We start from the raw sequence: 19,939 nt of genomic DNA on the forward strand, positions 1-19,939 counted from the left end.
ATCAAGATTATGCATCTTCCGTCTAGGTCACTACCCTGTGATGAGATACTCTACGGTGGTTGACTTCAATTACATTGCATCATATTCACGGAGGAATGCATGTCAGATTACAGCGCCACCATTCGCTGGCAGCGAGCTGAACATGAAACGTTCAGCGATAACCAATACAGTCGTGGACACCAGTGGCAATTTGACGGCGGCGTGAGTGTCCCTGCTTCGGCTTCCCCTCATGTGGTTCCATTACCTTATGCGGTCGAGGAAAACGTTGACCCAGAAGAAGCATTTATTGCCGCTATTTCAAGCTGTCACATGCTGACTTTTCTGGGGATTGCCGCTAAGCGCCGTTACGTCATCGACTCTTATGTTGATAAAGCCATAGGCATTATGGAAGAAGATGACAAAGGTCGAACCTCGGTAACAAAAGTAACCCTCAGACCTAACATCATATTTTCTGGTAGCAAGCAACCTGATTATGCCCAGTTAGAGAAGATGCATCACCTTGCCCACCAACACTGTTTCATCGCCAACTCAGTGAAAACAGAAATCGTAACAGAGATTCTTACTGCCTAAATCATTAATAGTTCGGGTTAAGAATTAAGGTCGGGAGAGATCCCGTGATTGGCGTAATCATGCTAAACTCGCGCCAAACACAGGATTTCCCTGCTTCACTATTTAAATTCAGAGTGTATAGATGCCATTCTCTAAGCTCGGCTTAAGCCAACCAATTCTTCACGCTATCCAACAACTGGGTTACGACAAACCAACGTCGATTCAGACCAAAGCGATTCCTGTGATTTTACGCGGTGACGATCTCATTGCAGCCGCGCAAACAGGTACAGGTAAAACCGCCAGTTTTGTACTGCCCATGCTGGAAAAACTCAGCCAAGGTGAGACTCAACGTAAGAAGCGTATTCGTGGCCTGATTTTGACTCCGACTCGTGAACTGGCCGTTCAGGTGGAAGAGAAGGTTCGTGACTACGGACAACACCTTGCTCTGAAATCATTGGCAATGTACGGTGGTGTAGATGAGCAAAGCCAAAAACAAGCTCTGATTGAAGGCGTTGATATTCTGGTTGCAACACCCGGCCGACTGATTGACATGTACGGTAAACGTGCAGTGCATTTTGAAGAAGTAGAAATGTTGGTGTTGGATGAAGCTGACCGAATGCTTGATATGGGCTTCATTGATGATATCAACAAGATCCTTGATCGCCTGCCGACAGATATTCAGCATCTGCTGTTTTCTGCCACTCTCTCGAATAAAGTTCGCGACCTAGCGAAAACAGCCGTCCATAACCCATATGAAATCTCGATTGCCGCTAACCAAGCATCCAAAGAGAACATAGAGCAATGGTTAATTACGGTTGATAAAGATAAGAAGTCCGCGCTTTTGAGCCACTTGATTAAAGAAAACAACTGGGATCAAGCATTGATCTTTATCGAAACGAAACATGGCGCCGCCAAACTCGCTCAGCAGTTAGAAAAGCGCGGTATTGAAGCCGAAGCCTTTCACAGTGGCCGCAGCCAAGCCGTGCGATCAAAGCTACTAGAAGACTTTAAGGCTGGAAAAATCCAATACATGATCGCGACTGGAGTAGGCGCACGTGGTATTGATATTGAAGGTCTAACTCGAGTCATTAACTATGACTTGCCCTTCCCAGCGGATGAGTATGTACATCGCATTGGTCGTACTGGCCGTGCAGATGCGAAAGGGGAAGCGATATCTTTTGTTTCCAAAGACAACTTCAAAAATTTGTGCATGATAGAAAGCCGCCTTGGTCACTTGATTGAACGCCGAGAAGTAGAAGGATTTGAGCCTCGTAAACCCGTGCCTATTTCTATTCTAAATTACGTACCTAAGCACAAGCGTCAAGAAAAGGATGCCCAATGAACGCACCAACTAAAATTACTTTCTTTGAGTTTCTAACTCCGCTGATTACTTCTGGTAAAAAGACGATTACCATTCGTGACGAGTCGGAGTCTCACTATGTGCCAGGGACTCAGGTTGAAGTGTTCACTTTGGAGAAAGATGAAAAGGTGTGCGAGATAAAAATCCTTGCTGTCGAGCCGCTTGAGTTCAATGACATTAACGAATTTCATGCAGAGCAAGAAGCGATTGAACTGCCCAAGCTTAAACAACTGATTCGTGAGATCTACCCAAGTACAGACGATCTGTTTTTGATTACTTATGAACTGGTGAATACATAAGCAGTGCGGCACTCGCCCGGCATCACCGGGCGGTATCCGACTCTACCAGCCAAACAAAGAGACCAACTTACTTTACTCTCATGTTTTCGAAATAGTCGTAAATGAGTGCTTCGTAGCGTCCGTCTTGCTTCATATTAAATAAGACTTGATCAAAACGCTTCAGTAATTCGCCGTGGTTGCGACCTTTGGAAAAGGCAATATAGCTGGGTGTCGCTTCAATAGGAGGCGATAAGATCTCAATATCATTATCTAAACCTTCACGAACAAGAATACTACGCGCACCGAACTCATTATTTACCCATATATCTGCGCGTTTCGTCCGGACGAGATGAGCGCACTCTTCCGTGCTGTTTCTTTGGAAAATGAGCCGAAAGCCTCCCTTCGCGATCTTTTCATCCATACGTTTGCCATAACTCACGCCATTGACGACACAAAGAGCAATTTTGGATACATCCCCAGCTAAAACTTCTGTAGGTTTGTAATCACTTCCTTTGAGAGCTATGAGACTGATATTTTGAACGAAGAGCACATTTTCCGAAAAATCTGCAAATTTTTCCCGCTCGGGATTTTTGAATGCAGTAAAGATACCGTCAGCACGGCCGCGTTTAACCAAGGTTAGTGCTCTCGCCCAAGGTAACACAGTGATGTTCACTGGCGTTTCTAACTGATGAAAAACATATCTTACGAGCTCTACAGCAACGCCTGAGACTTGCTGTCCTTGCATTTCTATATAGGGCGGATACTCAAGCGTCACTAAATCAATGGACTTTGCAGCACAAGGTTTCAGTGCTGCTAGAGCAAGCATCATTATACCTAAGCGTAACCCTTTCATCCTAAATCCTTTTTATAAATCAACAACCTAATGGAAAAGTTTTATAAAACCAAAGAGCAATAACACAATTGCATATAGTCAGAGAACTTCTACACTTACTTATTGTTAATAGTAATCTCTCTGTTGAGTATCGTTTGACTTTTTACGTAAAAATCCATCTTTATAGCCGTTAGTATGGGGACCTTATGATTCGCTCTTCTCTTAATCGCTTTCAATACTTCCCTGTTGTGGCACTGACCCTTTCTTTACTTGTTGGTGGCTACTATTACGATAAGACACTAGACAATTGGGTCACAAATATTGTCAGTACCTACATGTCAAACATCATTGATGACGTCTCACATCAAATTCAAGACAAGAACCTTGATCTCTATGATATGAGTCAACCTGAAATAGATAGCTTCCTTGATACACTTTCACAATCTAGCTTTGAGCAACGATTCACCATCATACACAGTTCAGGGGAAGTACTGGGCGACTCCCAATTGAATAACCGAGAGATAGCTCGGCTTGACGATCACAGTCGCCGACAAGAGTTTGTTTCCGCCTTATCTGGTGAAACAGGCATATCCAAACGGTTTAGCCAATCCTTAAACCAAGAATTACTTTATGTAGCTAAAAAGCTTGAACTCCCTGAAGACGGCCATGGTCACGACTCAACATATATTCTTCGTCTCGCGATGCCCATGACTTCAGTCTACGCCATGTCGGCTGATTTGAAGTTTATCGAACACGTCTTAATGGCGTGTTCGGTATTAATTCTTGTTATTTCAACTTGGGTCAGCCATCGTAAATTATTCCGGATGGTTCAAGCGGAAAGGGATCAGCAGGAATATCGTATTCAGAAAAGCACTCAGGAAATTGAACTGCTCCACCAATTAGCCAACATGCTAGCGGCCTGCAATACAGTGAAAGAGGCACAAATTGTGGTGGCAGACATCATTCCAAGAGTATTAGGTAACGTGAATGGTTGTGTCTCCATCATGCGCGACTCTCGCAACCAGTTGGAAGTCAAACTCGACTGGGGAGGCGAATGGCCCGCAAGTAAGCTATATGCCCCTAACGACTGCTGGGCACTGCGAAAAGGGAAATATCATTTATCGAAAGAGAAGCATCATAACCTCTCATGCAACCACATGAACCAGGCCTCGACCGATGGGCTCACTCTTTGTATCCCTCTTACCGCTCATGGTAACACAGTGGGCATGTTTCACTTGTATTTTGATGACCAAACTGGAGAGATATCTGAAGACATCAAGCAGCTTTCGTTTACCATCGCAGAGCACCTTGGTTTGGCACTGGCGAACTTAAGCCTACAAGAGAAGCTTCGTTCACAAGCGATGCGGGATCCTTTAACGGGCCTATTCAATCGCCGTTATTTTGAAGAAATTTTTGAGAAAGAGTGGGCAAAAGCCGCACAAGACAACAGCCCTATATCACTTCTAATGTTGGATTTAGATCATTTCAAACGCTTTAACGACAACTTCGGCCATGATGCAGGGGATTACGTATTAAAAGAAGTGGCCAATCTATTGAAACGAGAAATAGGCGACGAACACGTCGCCTGCCGCCTTGGCGGTGAAGAACTGGCGGTGATCTGCCCAAGTAGCTCAGTAGATAAGTCAATGGATCTCGCCAACCACATTGTCGACTCCGTTAGAGATCTGCACTTAGACATGAAAGGATTATCATTAGGGCAGCTCGGTGTTTCCATTGGGGTGACGACTTTCCCTGAGCTTAACACTTCAACTACTGAGCTCATTAAAGCCGCAGATACCGCTTTGTATCAAGCCAAAAATAATGGCCGAAGCCAGGCCGTACATACTCAGTCAAAATCCTACCTAAAGCAACAAAACAAGGATTCTCATTCAGACAGCCCTGATGTCTTACCACTGAAACTTTAGCCACTTAGCGTGCGAGACGTTCAACCCACTCTTTGATAGAGTCAGTTAAACGGTTCGCGTTTATGGCCAAACCAAACAAGTCAAGTCACTACAAAACTAGACGACTGGTCTAATTTATTCTATATTGCACGCTATGAATGAAAGAACACACGACACTCGCCAACATATTCTCAATGTGGGTTACGAATTAGTGGTAAACAAGGGCTTCACAGCAATGGGGTTATCTGAGTTGCTTAAGACCGCAGATGTACCGAAAGGATCCTTCTATCACTATTTCAAGTCCAAAGAGCAATTTGGTGAAGCGCTTATTGAAAATTATTTTACGAGCTACTTAGCGCGTATTAATGACATTTTTACTGCTGATACAGGCAATGGTTATCAGCGTTTAATGGGGTACTTCTCGCGCTGGTTAGAGGTGGAAAATGGTGTCTGCAACGCCAATCGATGCCTTGTGGTCAAGCTCAGTGCCGAAGTTTCTGATCTGTCTGAGCCTATGCGTATCAAGCTAGCCAATGGCGCAGGAGCAGTCATTGCCTCCATCGCGAGCTGCATAGAGGCTGGTATTAAAGATCAGTCTATTCAAACTGTGGATGCACATTTGGTTGCGGCTCAGCTTTACCAACAATGGCTTGGCGCAAGCCTTCTCAACAAACTGGTTCAGGATCAATCACATCTTGAACGTAGCTTAGAGACCACTCAGTCTCTACTTAGCACTTAAGTTACCTATTCCCGTTTGGCTAAACCAACGGGAATTTTTTGAAATTACAACTAGACGACTGGTCTAATAATAGGAAACGCAATGACTAACAACGTAAACCGACGCATCGTTCTTGCTTCACGCCCTAAAGGAGCACCAACTGCTGAAAACTTCCGTTTAGAAGAAACCCAAAAGCCCCTTCCTGCTCAAGGTGAGCTACTACTACGAAGTGTGTATCTGTCTCTCGACCCATACATGCGTGGGCGTATGAGTGATGCCAAATCCTATGCCGACCCTGTTGCGATTGATGACGTGATGGTCGGTGGCACAGTGTGCCAAGTTGAAGCCTCAAACCATCCTGATTATTCAGTTGGGGAATGGGTACTGGCTTTCGCTGGCTGGCAAGATTACGCGATTTCAGACGGTGAAGGGCTAATTAAAATGGGCATGAACCCAACTCACCCCTCCTATGCGCTCGGCGTGATGGGCATGCCAGGCTTTACCGCATATATGGGTTTACTGGATATTGGCCAACCCAAATCAGGTGAGACTTTGGTGGTTGCCGCAGCGACAGGTGCTGTCGGTTCGATGGTTGGTCAAATCGGCAAACTGAAAGGTTGCCGTGTGATCGGTGTAGCCGGTGGTGAAGAAAAATGCCGATATGCCAAACAACAATTAGGCTTCGACGAATGTATCGACCACAAGGCAGATGATTTTGCCGAGCAATTAGCCAAAGTCTGTGACCAAGGCATCGACATCTACTTTGAAAACGTCGGTGGTAAAGTCTTCGACGCCGTCATGCCACTACTCAATACCAGCGCTCGAATCCCACTTTGCGGTCTGATTTCTCAATACAATGCGACGGCACTGCCTGAGGGGCCTGACCGAATGTCCCTACTCATGTCACAACTTCTTATCAAGCGTATCAAAATGCAGGGCTTTATCATTTTTGATGACTACGCTCATCGTTATGAAGAGTTCGCCACTGACATGAGCCAGTGGTTAGCAGAAGGAAAAATCCACTATCGCGAACATCTAATCGAAGGCTTTGACAAAGCACCACAAGCCTTTATCGGCCTGCTAGAAGGCGAGAACTTTGGCAAGCTGGTGGTAAAAACCAACAACCCACAGTAACCGGAGACCAACATGATTAAATTACATCATCTCAATCAATCACGCTCTAAACGCATTATTTGGCTGTTGGAAGAACTGGGAGTTAACTATGAAGTCGTACCTTATCATCGCGATAGCGTGACTTTTCTCGCCCCGCCAGAGCTAAAGGCTATTCATCCACTTGGTAAATCTCCGGTGATTGAAGAAGACGGGCATGTCATTACCGAGTCTGGAGCCATTACTGAGTACCTGATCGACAAATACGCTGCAGACAGGCTCGCACCGCCTAAAGGCTCAAGTGAACACCTAGATTATTTACAATGGTTGCATTTTGCAGAAAGCTCTGCGGCACTGCCATTACTGTTAAAGACGTTCATCGCGAAGGATGGCGCTCAGATGAACTTCCTGCCTGATTATGCGGAGATCGAGCTGCACAAGGTTATGAGTTACGTTGACCAACGCTTGGAGAATAAGCGTTATCTGGTTGCAGATAAGTTGACTGGAGCCGATATCATGATGTCCTTCATTGTCGATATTCTCACCAAGTTTGGGCTACTGGAAAGCTACACCAATATTATTCGCTACGCTTCTCAGATCAAAACTCACGACAGCTGGAATAAAGCCGAACAGTTAGAAGTTAAATTCGGTTAACTTTTCTATAATGGGCTGCTTGCTCTAGGGCAGCCCTTGTTATTACTCGCTTTCATATTCCTCATTGCCTTACCTGTACATTTCAATATGCACCTGATAGAGAATATCTATCGATAGCATAGCCATAAACAATTTTATAAAAGCTCTCTCACCAACTATCCTGACATCTAAACAATAGTCCAATGATGGGCATTCACTCAGGCGCTTTGCCAATGGGGAAACGTCTTTGTCTTTAAGAAAATACCCAATAATTCGATTACTGCTGAAACAACAGCCAAAGCAGTAACCGAGAATAAGCGACACTCAAGGAGCAAACATGGATCATAAAAACGTGAGTACAAACGGTCAATGCCCTGTTATGCATGGCGGTGCAACCTCTTCAGGCTCATCCAACGTAGCTTGGTGGCCAAACGCCCTCAACCTCGACATCCTGCACCAACATGATCAGAAATCAAACCCAATGGGCTTGAATTTTAACTATCGCGAAGAGTTGAAAAAACTCGACGTAGAAGCCCTGAAAAATGATCTTAAAACGCTGATGACAGATAGCCAAGATTGGTGGCCAGCAGATTGGGGTCATTATGGTGGTTTAATGATCCGCATGGCGTGGCACTCTGCAGGCTCTTATCGTACAGGCGATGGTCGCGGTGGTGCTGATACCGGTAACCAACGTTTTGCACCTCTGAACTCTTGGCCTGATAATGCTAACTTAGACAAGGCTCGTCGCTTACTGTGGCCTATCAAACAAAAATACGGTAACAAAATCAGCTGGGCTGATCTGATGATCCTTGCGGGCAATATGGCATACGAGTCTATGGGCTTGAAGACTTTCGGCTTTGCTTTTGGCCGTGAAGACATTTGGCACCCAGAGAAAGACATCTACTGGGGCGCAGAAACCGAATGGCTGGCTGAAAGTGGGAGTGAAAACAGCCGCTACTCAGGTGAGCGGGACTTAGAAAATCCACTTGCCTCTGTCATGATGGGCTTAATCTACGTCAACCCTGAAGGGGTTGATGGTAAACCAGACCCACTGAAAACGGCTCAAGACATGCGTGTCACTTTTGAACGTATGGGAATGAATGACGAAGAAACCGTCGCATTGACCGCTGGCGGCCACACAGTTGGTAAGGCCCACGGTAACGGTAACGCTGCTAAACTCGGCGCTGAACCTGAGCGTGCAGAGCTAGATGAACAAGGTCTTGGTTGGAATAACCACACCTCTCGCGGTATTGGCCGTGACACAGTGACCAGTGGGTTGGAAGGTGCATGGACAACCCACCCAACGCAATGGGATAACGGCTTCTTCCACCTCCTATTAAACTATGACTGGTCGCTGCAAAAAAGTCCGGCTGGCGCGTGGCAGTGGGAACCTGACAACATCAAAGAAGAAGATAAACCTGTCGATGTCGAAGACCCTAGTATCCGTCACAACCCAATCATGACAGATGCCGATATGGCGCTCAAGATTGATCCTGAATACCGCAAGATCTCAGAGCGCTTCTATCAAGATCCTGAGTACTTCTCAGACACCTTTGCTCGTGCATGGTTTAAGCTAACTCACCGCGATATGGGGCCCAAATCCCGTTATTACGGTCCAGATGTCCCAGCAGAAGATTTGATTTGGCAAGATCCTGTACCTGTAGGTCACAGCAACTTCGATGTTGAAGCAGTCAAGGTCAAAATCGCTTCAAGTGGATTAAGCATCAGTGATATGGTCTCAACCGCTTGGGACAGTGCTCGTACCTACCGCAACTCAGACAAACGTGGCGGTGCCAACGGCGCACGCATTCGTCTTGCACCACAAAATCAGTGGCCAGGTAACGAACCTGAAAAGCTCGCTAAAGTACTTTCGATACTAGAAGGTATAGCCTCTGAATCAGGTGCTAGTATCGCCGATACCATAGTCCTTGCAGGCAGCGTTGGTATCGAGCAAGCAGCGCAAGCTGCTGGAGTCAACATATCCGTTCCCTTTGCTCCGGGACGTGGCGATGCGAGTGCTGAACAAACAGATATCGATTCATTTGATGTGCTAGAGCCTGTTGCAGACGGATTCAGAAACTGGCAGAAGCAGCATTATGCGGTCAGCCCTGAGGAATTGATGCTCGACCATGCTCAACTATTGGGCTTAACCGCACCAGAAATGACGGTCCTCATTGGTGGTATGCGTGTCTTGGGAACTAACCACTCGGGCACTCAGCACGGTGTATTCACAGACAATGTCGGAGCACTGACAAACGACTTTTTTGTTAATCTGACGGACATGCGATACACATGGAAACCAACAGGGCGTAACTCCTACTCTATTGTCGAACGTAGTAGTGGAAAAGAGAAATGGACAGCGACCCGAGTCGACCTTGTGTTCGGTTCCAACTCAATCCTGCGCGCTTATGCAGAGGTTTACGCTCAAGACGATAACAAAGAGAAATTTGTTCGCGACTTTGTCGCAGCTTGGACCAAAATCATGAACGCTGACCGATTCGATTTAAAACAGTAAGTTAGCTTGTCAGCCCACGGCCGACAATAGGTCGTGGGGTATCAACAAGCCAGACCTTGCAAGTGACTAACTCATCAACAATTTGGCAAATAACGACAAGTTGCACTAAATTTAAAGAGGTAACCGTAGTTAAGAAACGAAGCGCATAAAAGCTTCACTTATCCATTAACCTTCGATGTTACAAGTGAGGAAGTTGGCTATGAAAGGATTCGAATTCTTTAAGTTGTTTGATACCAAAGAGCTGTTTATATTCTACTGATGCTGAGCAACCCGCTTAAATCAGAACTGAAATCCATACGCCGATCGCTACCTGCACGCATTGGCGTATTGTTTATTTAGCGCTTATTGTTTTTTCGCCACCGCTTTCATCAAAACAGAAGTATCCATACGGCCATAACCATCTTGTTGTAGCTGAGCGTATTGCTCATCAACCTTCTTGGTTAAAGGTAAATCAAGCCCAACTCGTTCCGCTTCCTTTAGGCAGAAACCTAGGTCTTTGCGCATCCAGTCAATGGCAAAGCCAAAATCGAATTTATCTTGTGACATTGTCACGGCGCGATTTTCCATTTGCCATGAGCCTGCCGCACCATGCTTCAAGGTCTCGACCACTTGCTCAACATCCAAACCAGATTTTTGAGCGAGTAGTAACGCTTCACTAAGCCCTTGCAGAATGCCACCAATACAGATTTGGTTGACCATTTTACAGCGCTGGCCCTGACCATTTTCCCCCAATAGCGTCATTTGTTTAGCGTACACATCCATCACTGGTGAGACTTGCTCGAACACTGCTTGATCACCACCACACATAATGGTCAACACGCCGTTTTCCGCGCCCGCTTGACCACCAGAAACTGGCGCATCAATAAACTGATTACCGTTTTCTTTTGCTGCGGCCGCCAGTTCAACCGCAAGCTCTGCTGAGGTTGTAGTATGGTCGACCAGAACAGCACCTGCTTTCAACCCAGCCAGTACGCCATCTTCACCGTAAACAACACTGCGCACGTCATCATCATTGCCCACACAAATGAACACGACATCGCAATCCTGCGCTGCTTGCTTTGGCGTCTCACACGCTGTGCCCTGATATTCATCGGCCCATTTAATCGCTTTTGCTTGAGTGCGATTGAACACTTTGGTGGAATACCCCGCTTTACTTAAGTAACCTGCCATCGGGTAACCCATCACACCTAGACCAATAAACGCGACTTGCTGCTGACTCATTCCTATTTCCTTTTAAGCTTTATAATTAGGTGGACAGTCTACTAAACATTTTCTCTTGGGTTTACTACAAACACCCATTAAATGATTCCAGATAAAGAAAAAGCCCCAATCAGGGGCTTAATCTAACAAAACACATTACTTACATTTTGACCAAGTCTTTCCTTTATCAGGAGAACACTCCAATGAAGAGGTACCATTATAGTAATAGGTATTCTTCCACCAATCACCGATGGCGTTTCTTGAAATTGCAATACCGTTAAATTTAAACGGTGTCACTGCCACTTGGGAGTGCTTAGACCTCACCCACGTGTGGGCCCCGTAATCTGAGTCGTCATTGAAATCTGAAGATATATAACTCAGTTGATCCAAAGTGCTACGGCTAAAACTATCGATCTTCTGCTCAACGTTTACCCATTCAGGATATTTAGGATTGGGATAATAACTAAAAGTATGCTGGGCGCGTAACATACCATCACGATAATTATTAACGACTATCACTTCTAAATATTGGGTGAAATTGCTTCCCACATTATTGTTTTTGCAGCTATCCCAATCCAGTTCTTGCGTACTTGAGCTATTACTCACACGATAAGTTTTCAGAGAGTTGGGTTGAATAAGTTGCTCAATTGACTCGGTGATATCACAGCTGTAGCTGGCGTTATCTTCATTAATCCATAATGATGCATTCTTAGTGTAGTCAAACCCTGCTTTCTTTTTCGTGTTTCGCTCTGTATGACGAGTCAGTAATACTTCGGTCTGTAAGTCTGCTGAGACTTCGTATTCCGTGTGTACTAGCTTAGTGTCAGTTAAAACTGTTTTGACCTTATACCACTTGTCTATTTTTTGCTGTGTATCTTTGTCCCAGTATTTCCAATAGTAGTCTACATAGGCTTGATGAGCGCCAGGATTTACCTGCTGAAGTGCCTTAGTATCACTGTATGACTTCCTAATTGCGGGCATCATCTTCTGAGCTAATTCATACAGCTCTTTATTTTGTTCCTTAATGAAATCACCGTAAATCTTATCTGCTGCGATGTTATAACGTGCCGCAATACGATGATCGTGCTCCTTAACATTTTGGATCACTTTCTCTTGCGTATTTACAGCAGACCTCAACCCGGTACAACTGGTGATACCACTTTCATTTAGGTCTTCCTGAATTTGATTCCACAATACTGTCGTTAAAGGTGTAGTAGATTTTATCTCATGCTCTGAACTGAGTGTCATTGCTGGAGGAAAGACAAGCTGGTATGGCTCACTGATCGGCGTATTAGGATGATCCGCATCAATCGCACCGACAGGCACATTTACAACAATAGGCGCGTAATCAATACAGTCAGAGTTACTACCTGACAAAGATAGGCGATAGCTACCCTCAGAATTAGTTACAGCACTAGGCTCACCAGAGTCTAACTGACCGTTGTAATTGATATCAAGAAAAGCCGTCGCGCCAGAGATGTATCCATCTATGGCCACACCTTGAAGGCTTCGTGTTTGAGATGAAGTACTAGAGCTAGGTGAACCACCGTCGCCGCCTCCACCGCATGCGACTAGGCCTGCAGAGATGGATACAACAGCAATAAGTTTAAGGTTCATTGCAAAATCCCCGATGAATAATGAAAGGCAAAAACGCGCCATTAGAGTGTAATGGCGCGTGGCGTTATAGCAGTGGTTAACGCAGTGCGAATGCTAACAGCTGTAGATTTAGAAAAACACGTAAGAAATGGGACAAAATAGTGCATGTTTTTTCATTCAAATGGCCGACCTTCTCACTTAACCCACTATTTTCAGTGGCTCATTATTGTGAATACGTTGCTAAAGCCTTAAGCACCGGAAGTCTATCATCGTTAAGAACCTTATATTTATTGGCAAAAGCACGCTGATATCCACATACATTCCATTCACCAAATTCACTTTCAGAACACTCATAGACTGTACTGCCATCATCGTAATCAGTTTCCTTAAACCAGACATCATCTGAGTACTTGATTGTTATAACTTGTGACGACTCATTCGAACTAAACTCTGCTTTCGATCTCACCCAGAATAATGAACCGTAACCCTCGTTCTCACGAAAATCGGGATCTATATGAACAAAACTTTCCAGCAAGTTTCCATTGACGTTGTTCAACGTAGGATCCACATCTACCCATGCAGCATTGGCCTTATATTGATCATAATGAAAACGATGTCCTATAATGACTGTCCCTTGATTCTGACTATTATCAACCGCCATCACTTCTACCGTTTGCTCATAATCATCCCCACCAACATCATAATTGAGACAAACGTCCATCTCGGATTCTTGTTTAGTAGCAGATTGATTAGTTACGACATAATAAAGCCATGAATTTGCATAGAGCTTATGAGTTTCCTCAATGGTTTGTTTAATTGAACAATTAAAGGGAAGATTTTCTATAGACTCTTGATTACCCTCGGTTTCTCTACGCAGGCTGTACTCTCTTGTATAGGACAGATCACTATTCTCGGCTGTATATGTCACAACATGCTCAATCAATTGAGGGTCAACAAGCTCGCTCGTTACGTCAAATGTTCTTCTTTCTACCTTTGAGCCACTCTTTGTCACTTGAACTTTATACCATTGGTCGTTCTGCTCGTCATTGGTATCCTCATCACTGCGGACAATGTAACTAACGTAAGCTTCTTCGGCTGTCGGATTCTGTTGTCTTAACATCTTTGATTCACGATAAGAGGCCTTGATTACTGGCATTAGTTTCTGTGTAAGCGCTTTTACTTCATTGTCATCCTCTTTTATGAAGTCACTATACAGCTGATCTACACTAACGTTGTTCCGGTTCGCTACATCGTTTTCTAATTCCTGGATACTATTGCCTGTAATGCCTTGCAACTGAATCGCAAGTTTTAGGTCTTCACAACTACCCATAGCATTATCATCTATATCTAGGTTTAGCTTCATCACATTCCAAAGCATGGAAGTCAATGGAGTCGTTGACTTAATTTCAGAACCTGAAGTCGTCATCTTTACTGGAGGAAAGAACAGCTGATATGCTTCTTCGATCGGAGTGTTTGGGTTGTCAGCATCAATGGCGCCAACAGGTACATCAACCACGATTGGCGCATAATCAATACAATCCGCATTCTCTCCTGATAGAGAAAGCTCATATCGACCATTGGCATCGGTAATACTTTTTGGTTCACCGCTATCCAGTTCACCGTTGTAATTCAGATCAAGAAATGCAGTTGCACCTGATATGTAACCATCAATGGCAACACCTTGAATTGATTTAGATTGAAGAGAAGATGGCGATGTGGCTGACGAGGTTTCTCCTCCATTACCACCTCCACCGCAAGCAGTCAAAAGTGTAGAAACAGTCGCGATAGCTATAATTTTGGAAGTCATGATAATAGGCCCTGACACATATTTCCTATGAGTAAAACTGCACTGCACAAAGCAATGCATCCTAATGTGTAATCATTGGTAACACGTGCTGATGGTATAGGCTTTAATAGGCATAAAACATGAAAGGGTCAGGTAGAAATAATGCATGTTTTATTAACCATCTACTATCAGAAATAAGATTAACTTATTGTTTTTCCTTATCAATCCAAAGCTTATAGAACTCACTCAACCCTGACTTACTTGTTTCAACGCCATGCACTTCAAGACTACGCGTGATTTTTTCTTTACCATGGAACAGAGGCAGCAGCAGGTTCTTGTCATACAGGCCCTGCTCAATTTTACGTAATGAATAAGCGTACAAAATATCACTCATTGCATGCTTCACTTGTTCATAATGAGTATTCATTTCTGTTTGATCATAAATGAATTTCAGGCCGGAGCAGGCAAGAAGCCAATCATACAATCCAAACTCTTCAGGCTGCTCTATCACTTCTTCGATAAAGAGAATATCGGCATAGTCACTGACTGAGCTTGGATTGCTAATATCCTCTAACTCGAGAATTTCAAGGGTCAGTCCGGTTTCTAGAATTGTGCTCTTTAGCCATTTAGCGATCTTTTTGAGATATGGAATGGTCAGTCGAGGCATGGTCAGTACCAAGTGCCCGTTTAAACGCGGTGGCGCGTCATCAGAAATACGCTCCAAACAAGGGGTAAAACTGACATCATTAACAACCGTTTCTGAGTCCAGATTAGCGCGACAGCGACGCAAGTACTCAACAAGCCGATGAAGGTTGTTTCGGCTGACCTCTGCGTCAGGCCTTAAATGGATAGCAAGGTAAGACAAAGCATTAATCGTACTTTCCTCACAATCTCCATCCTTATTGAAACTGAGGCTAAAGTCACTCAGCTCTGAAGAAGAAGACAAGGTGATCTTATCCAGCAAGGCTGATTGCGCATAGTAATTACGATGCCGTTTCAACACCAAGCGCTCTCGGTCCCAATCCTTCAGATAGAAAGGCCCACTTCCTATATACGTACTAAGACCACTTGAGAAATACGTAGATTTTAGGCGATAGATTGAAGCATGAACCACACACAAAACATGCAAAAACAAGGGATTAGGTTGCTGGAGCTCAATCGTTACTTGCCCTGCGACGAGAACGCGTATGCCGATCACCTGTTCAAAAAGGTACTTAACCGGTCCATCCGTTACTTTAAGCCGATGTAGACACTCCGAAACATCAGTGGCCTCTAACACTTCACCATCGTGGCAAATAATATCTTGCCGCAACCATAAATGAATAAAGCGTCCTTCCACTTTCCAGCTATGTGCTAACCCCGCTTGAATACGGCCTGATTCGTCTTGCGTCAACAAGGTACTATAGACGCTACGAATGACCTGCATTTCCGCAATTCGATACGTCTTAGCAGGTTCTAATGTATCTACCCATGGATATTCAGTGATCAGCAAACTATCACAACGCTCGTTAACACTCGCTTGTGTTACCGTTGCTTCAGCCAAAGCTTTGACCGCAAGGTGTCCATACAGATCCATCAAACGAGAAATATTAGAAAAACGCCCTTGTTCAAGTTCTTTGCTAAAGATGTGCTCAAGTGCCCCTTGTAAATTATGCATGATCTTAAACTGGCTAAGCTTTCCTCTCCCTTTAGAAGGAAGCCAACTGATCCAACCTATGTCAGACAGGCTTCTCAAAATATTAGAAGTATTTCTTCTTGAAGTAGATAACGCTATTTCCAGTTCGTCGATAGACAGATGGTATGTTTTGCCAGACTCATACTTAATAAGCAGTTGCTGGAGTCTACGTAAGCTTGCGTCGTTCAATGGTCACCCTAACTCAACAAATAACAAATGACGGATTCGTCAACGATATAAAAAAGTGCTCAAACCGACACTTTGTACAAATTTCGAACAATTCGTTCGAAAAACGAACTGATATATCACAAAGTTCTACTCTACTAGAAATTTTATAAATTGAACCCCTACAGAGTGTGACCGCAATTCAGCCTTCCACTTCGAGCACTACTAATGGCAAGCCACAAAAATATCATTAGTGTGAATATCAATAACGAGAAACACCCTATGAAAAATATAACAACTTTACTCGCTGCCACTGCTGCGCTCAGCGTACCTCAAATTACTTATGCCGACGCCATCCTACATGCATTTAACTGGAAATATTCGGATGTCACGAATAATGCCCAGCAAATCGCCGCAAACGGATTCAAAAAGGTTCTGATTTCACCCGCCATGAAATCAAGTGGTACCCAATGGTGGGCACGTTATCAACCTCAGGATTTTCGTGTCATCGATTCACCACTCGGTAACAAACAAGATCTAGAAGCGATGATCGCTGCACTTAAAGCGCAAGGCGTAGATGTTTATGCCGATGTCGTTCTGAATCATATGGCCAACGAAGCGTCAAAGCGTAGCGACCTGAATTACCCTGGCACCGATGTGCTTAATGACTATGCTTCTCGCAGCAGCTACTACGCAAACCAGACATTGTTTGGCGACTTGAGCCAAAACCTCTTCTCTGGCAATGACTTTCATCCGGCAGGTTGTATCACTAACTGGAACGATCCAGGTCACGTCCAGTACTGGCGACTTTGTGGTGACAATGGCGATACCGGATTACCAGATTTAGATCCAAATAACTGGGTGGTGTCACAGCAGAAGAAATACCTTCAGGCACTTAAATCGATGGGAATCAAAGGCTTCCGCATCGATGCTGTCAAACACATGAGTCAGTATCAGATCGATCAGATTTTTACATCAGATATTACGTCTGGGATGCATGTTTTTGGTGAAGTCATTACCAGTGGTGGTAAGGGCGACAGTGGCTATGAAGCCTTTTTGGCGCCTTACCTGAACAATACCAATCACGCCGCTTACGATTTCCCTCTGTTCGCCTCTATTCGCGGTGCTTTCTCTTTCGGTGGCGGATTAAACCAACTTCATGATCCTCAAGCCTACGGTCAAGCGTTAGAGAGCTCTCGCTCCATTACTTTCACCGTGACGCATGACATTCCAACCAATGATGGCTTCCGTTATCAAATCATGGATCCGAAGGATGAGCAGTTAGCTTACGCATACGTTTTGGGGAAAGACGGTGGCACGCCACTTGTCTACAGTGATGAACTACCAGACAGTGAAGACAGAGATAACGGTCGTTGGGCTGACGTCTGGAAAGACGCCACTATGATTAACATGCTCAAGTTCCACAACTCAATGCAGGGTAAATCAATGACCGTCTTACACAGTGACCAATGCACGCTGGTCTTCAAACGTGGTAAGGAAGGCGTAGTCGGCATCAACAAGTGTGGCGATGCGAAGTCCGTTACTGTGGACACCTACCAACATGAGTTCAATTGGAACGTTTCGTATAAAGACACGCTAACGGGAGATACCACTGTGGTTAGCTCACGCTATCATACGTTTAGCATTCCGGCGCGCACAGCAAGAATGTGGATGCTGTAATTTCCGCTGAAATGACAAAGGTCTGGTAAATATCAGACCTTTGATTATTTAATCACCCTCAGCCTACTCATCATTTTCCTTCCTATAACCTTCACATTCAACAAACCCACGTCTAGGTCAGCACTTTTACTATAATTATGATGTGTGCCAGAATGGGCTTCCTAACTGTTAAGGATTAAGCTGTACCTATGAAAATTCAAGCCGCTATCTTTGATATGGATGGCCTACTGTTAGACACAGAACGTGTATGCATGCGCGTATTCAAACAAGCTTGTGTTAACGTCAACCTACCTTTTTATGAAGACGTCTATCTCTCAATCATCGGGCGTAATGCTGCCGGTATAGAAAAGATCTTTCGTGCCGCCTATGGAGACGATCTTGATAAGCTTCATGATGAATGGCGTCGTAATTATGATGCTATTGTCAAACACCAACCAATACCAGTGAAAGAAGGCGTAGTCGAACTGTTGAAATGGCTACGAGAGAACCAAATTCCGACGGCGGTTGCCACCTCGACTCACCGTGATATCGCAGAGGTTAAGTTGCGCTTGGCAGGCTTAGACCAATATTTCGATGGTCTAACCTGTGGCTGTGAAGTTTCAGTTGGTAAACCCGATCCGGAAATTTACCTACTCGCCGCCGACCGTCTCAACGTCCAAGCTCAGCATTGTATCGCATTCGAAGACTCCAATAATGGAGTCAAAAGTGCGGTCGCTGCCAACATGACCACTTATCAAATTCCCGACTTGGTGGAGCCTTGTGCAGACGTAAAGGCGTTAGGGCATTATATTCTTCCCTCGCTACACTCTGCACTTGAACATCTTAAGCAAGCTTAGCCACACCACAGATAGAGGGGGCAATATCAGTTGATTACTCCTCTATAGTCTATCTACATTAGCAACCCCTTATTCAATTAACCGATTTGCAATAACCAAAGGTTCTAATAATCTGATAATGGAGGGTTTTTATCTCTTCACACCACCACCATCTAACCTAGTGCCGGATATCATTTTTGGATAAGGAAGAACAATGACTCACGAATACGTACCACCTAAAGTATGGAAAAATGAACCAAGTTCAGGTAATCAATGGGCAAATATAAACCGTCCAGAAGCAGGAGCAAGATTTGAAAGAGAACTGCCCATTGGTGAGCACCCATTTCAGCTTTACTCATTAGGCACGCCAAATGGTCAAAAAGTTACCATTATGTTTGAAGAGCTTTTAGCACATGGTATTCAAGAAGCAGAATATGATGCTCATATCATTAATATCGGTGACTCTGACCAATTCTCATCGGGGTTTGTTTCGGTAAACCCAAACTCAAAAATTCCTGCTTTAGTGGATAAGTCGGGTGATGAGCCAATTAACGTGTTTGAATCGGCATCGATACTGGTTCACCTTGCTGAGAAATTCGGTGTGTTTTTACCTGAAAGTGGCCCAGCTAGAACACAAACATTTAACTGGCTATTCTGGGCGCAAGGTTCTGCCCCATTTTTAGGCGGCGGGTTTGGTCATTTCTATGCTTATGCTGATGAAAAACAAGAATATCCGATTAACCGCTTTGCTATGGAAGTAAAACGCCAGTTAGATGTGTTGGATAAGCAACTTGCCAAAAACACTTACGTATCGGGTGAGGAATATACAATTGCCGATATGGCGATTTGGCCATGGTATGGCAATCTAGTGTTAGGCAAGGCATACGATGCCGCTGAGTTTTTACAGGTCCATACCTATGAGAATGTTGTGCGTTGGGCAAAACAGATTGAAGCTCGTGAAGCCGTTCAACGTGGTCGTATCGTCAACCGTACTATGGGTGAAGAATGGGAGCAATTACCAGAGCGCCATAGTGCCGATGACATCGACAAGGTACTAAAACTAAAGCCATAAGAGGGATTAGTCATAAAGCAATCTGTCAGCCTAGGCAGATTGCTTTATTTT

16 protein-coding genes are annotated in these 19,939 nt (G+C 44.5%); 11 read left to right on the forward strand and 5 right to left on the reverse strand.

The annotated features are described in order from the left end of the window. Window positions 1–99 precede the first annotated feature (99 nt). The 3 genes from L1D15_RS04900 to yqfB all read left to right on the forward strand — a co-directional run bounded on the left by L1D15_RS04900 (window position 100) and on the right by yqfB (window position 2,208). Window positions 100–570, forward strand: coding sequence for an OsmC family protein (locus tag L1D15_RS04900; protein WP_239874848.1), 471 nt, complete (start codon window positions 100–102; stop codon window positions 568–570). Window positions 571–691: 121 nt separating this feature from the next. Further along, window positions 692–1,891 carry a DEAD/DEAH box helicase gene (locus tag L1D15_RS04905; protein WP_239874849.1) on the forward strand — a complete coding sequence of 400 codons (1,200 nt, stop codon included), beginning with the start codon at window positions 692–694 and terminating at the stop codon, window positions 1,889–1,891. Next, entirely contained in the window at window positions 1,888–2,208 is a 321-nt protein-coding gene (gene yqfB, locus L1D15_RS04910; RefSeq protein WP_239864462.1) for a N(4)-acetylcytidine aminohydrolase, read from the forward strand. The genes L1D15_RS04905 and yqfB overlap by 4 nt, the downstream gene beginning before the upstream one ends. A gap of 67 nt (window positions 2,209–2,275) precedes the next feature. On the opposite strand, the gene L1D15_RS04915 is transcribed toward yqfB, so the two are convergent. Beyond that, window positions 2,276–3,040, reverse strand: a complete 765-nt coding sequence (locus L1D15_RS04915; protein WP_239874850.1) for a transporter substrate-binding domain-containing protein — start codon at window positions 3,038–3,040, stop codon at window positions 2,276–2,278. A gap of 185 nt (window positions 3,041–3,225) precedes the next feature. Here L1D15_RS04915 and L1D15_RS04920 point away from each other — a divergent pair, with 185 nt between their 5' ends. The 5 genes from L1D15_RS04920 to katG all read left to right on the forward strand — a co-directional run bounded on the left by L1D15_RS04920 (window position 3,226) and on the right by katG (window position 9,899). After that, window positions 3,226–4,944 carry a diguanylate cyclase gene (locus tag L1D15_RS04920; RefSeq protein WP_239874851.1) on the forward strand — a complete coding sequence of 573 codons (1,719 nt, stop codon included), beginning with the start codon at window positions 3,226–3,228 and terminating at the stop codon, window positions 4,942–4,944. 133 nt (window positions 4,945–5,077) lie between these two features. Then, entirely contained in the window at window positions 5,078–5,662 is a 585-nt protein-coding gene (locus tag L1D15_RS04925) for a TetR/AcrR family transcriptional regulator (RefSeq protein WP_239874852.1), read from the forward strand. 81 nt (window positions 5,663–5,743) lie between these two features. Continuing rightward, entirely contained in the window at window positions 5,744–6,775 is a 1,032-nt protein-coding gene (locus tag L1D15_RS04930; protein WP_239874853.1) for an NADP-dependent oxidoreductase, read from the forward strand. A 12-nt stretch (window positions 6,776–6,787) separates the two neighbouring features. Beyond that, window positions 6,788–7,405 carry a glutathione S-transferase gene (locus L1D15_RS04935; protein ID WP_239874854.1) on the forward strand — a complete coding sequence of 206 codons (618 nt, stop codon included), beginning with the start codon at window positions 6,788–6,790 and terminating at the stop codon, window positions 7,403–7,405. Between the two features lie 316 nt (window positions 7,406–7,721). After that, entirely contained in the window at window positions 7,722–9,899 is a 2,178-nt protein-coding gene (katG, locus tag L1D15_RS04940; RefSeq protein ID WP_239874855.1) for a catalase/peroxidase HPI, read from the forward strand. Window positions 9,900–10,241: 342 nt separating this feature from the next. Here katG and L1D15_RS04945 read toward each other — a convergent pair whose 3' ends face one another. The 4 genes from L1D15_RS04945 to L1D15_RS04960 all read right to left on the reverse strand — a co-directional run bounded on the left by L1D15_RS04945 (window position 10,242) and on the right by L1D15_RS04960 (window position 16,345). Beyond that, entirely contained in the window at window positions 10,242–11,120 is an 879-nt protein-coding gene (locus L1D15_RS04945) for an NAD(P)-dependent oxidoreductase (RefSeq protein WP_239874856.1), read from the reverse strand. Window positions 11,121–11,255: 135 nt separating this feature from the next. After that, complete coding sequence (locus tag L1D15_RS04950; RefSeq protein ID WP_239874857.1) at window positions 11,256–12,716, reverse strand: hypothetical protein; 1,461 nt, start codon at window positions 12,714–12,716, stop codon at window positions 11,256–11,258. Window positions 12,717–12,918: 202 nt separating this feature from the next. Beyond that, the gene (locus L1D15_RS04955; RefSeq protein WP_239874858.1) at window positions 12,919–14,502 is read right to left on the reverse strand and encodes a hypothetical protein; all 1,584 of its coding nucleotides are present in this window, start codon (window positions 14,500–14,502) and stop codon (window positions 12,919–12,921) included. Between the two features lie 184 nt (window positions 14,503–14,686). Continuing rightward, window positions 14,687–16,345, reverse strand: a complete 1,659-nt coding sequence (locus tag L1D15_RS04960; RefSeq protein WP_239874859.1) for an ABC transporter substrate-binding protein — start codon at window positions 16,343–16,345, stop codon at window positions 14,687–14,689. Between the two features lie 258 nt (window positions 16,346–16,603). Here L1D15_RS04960 and L1D15_RS04965 point away from each other — a divergent pair, with 258 nt between their 5' ends. The 3 genes from L1D15_RS04965 to yghU all read left to right on the forward strand — a co-directional run bounded on the left by L1D15_RS04965 (window position 16,604) and on the right by yghU (window position 19,888). Continuing rightward, window positions 16,604–18,001: an alpha-amylase family protein gene (locus L1D15_RS04965; protein ID WP_239874860.1), complete on the forward strand. Its 1,398-nt coding sequence runs from the start codon at window positions 16,604–16,606 to the stop codon at window positions 17,999–18,001. Between the two features lie 188 nt (window positions 18,002–18,189). Then, window positions 18,190–18,837, forward strand: a complete 648-nt coding sequence (locus tag L1D15_RS04970) for an HAD family phosphatase (protein ID WP_239836049.1) — start codon at window positions 18,190–18,192, stop codon at window positions 18,835–18,837. 193 nt (window positions 18,838–19,030) lie between these two features. After that, window positions 19,031–19,888, forward strand: a complete 858-nt coding sequence (gene yghU, locus L1D15_RS04975) for a glutathione-dependent disulfide-bond oxidoreductase (RefSeq protein WP_239864474.1) — start codon at window positions 19,031–19,033, stop codon at window positions 19,886–19,888. Window positions 19,889–19,939 lie beyond the last annotated feature (51 nt).

It is taken from the genome of Vibrio sp. Isolate25, from assembly GCF_022398025.1.
Taxonomy (GTDB): Bacteria; Pseudomonadota; Gammaproteobacteria; order Enterobacterales; family Vibrionaceae; genus Vibrio; species Vibrio coralliilyticus_A.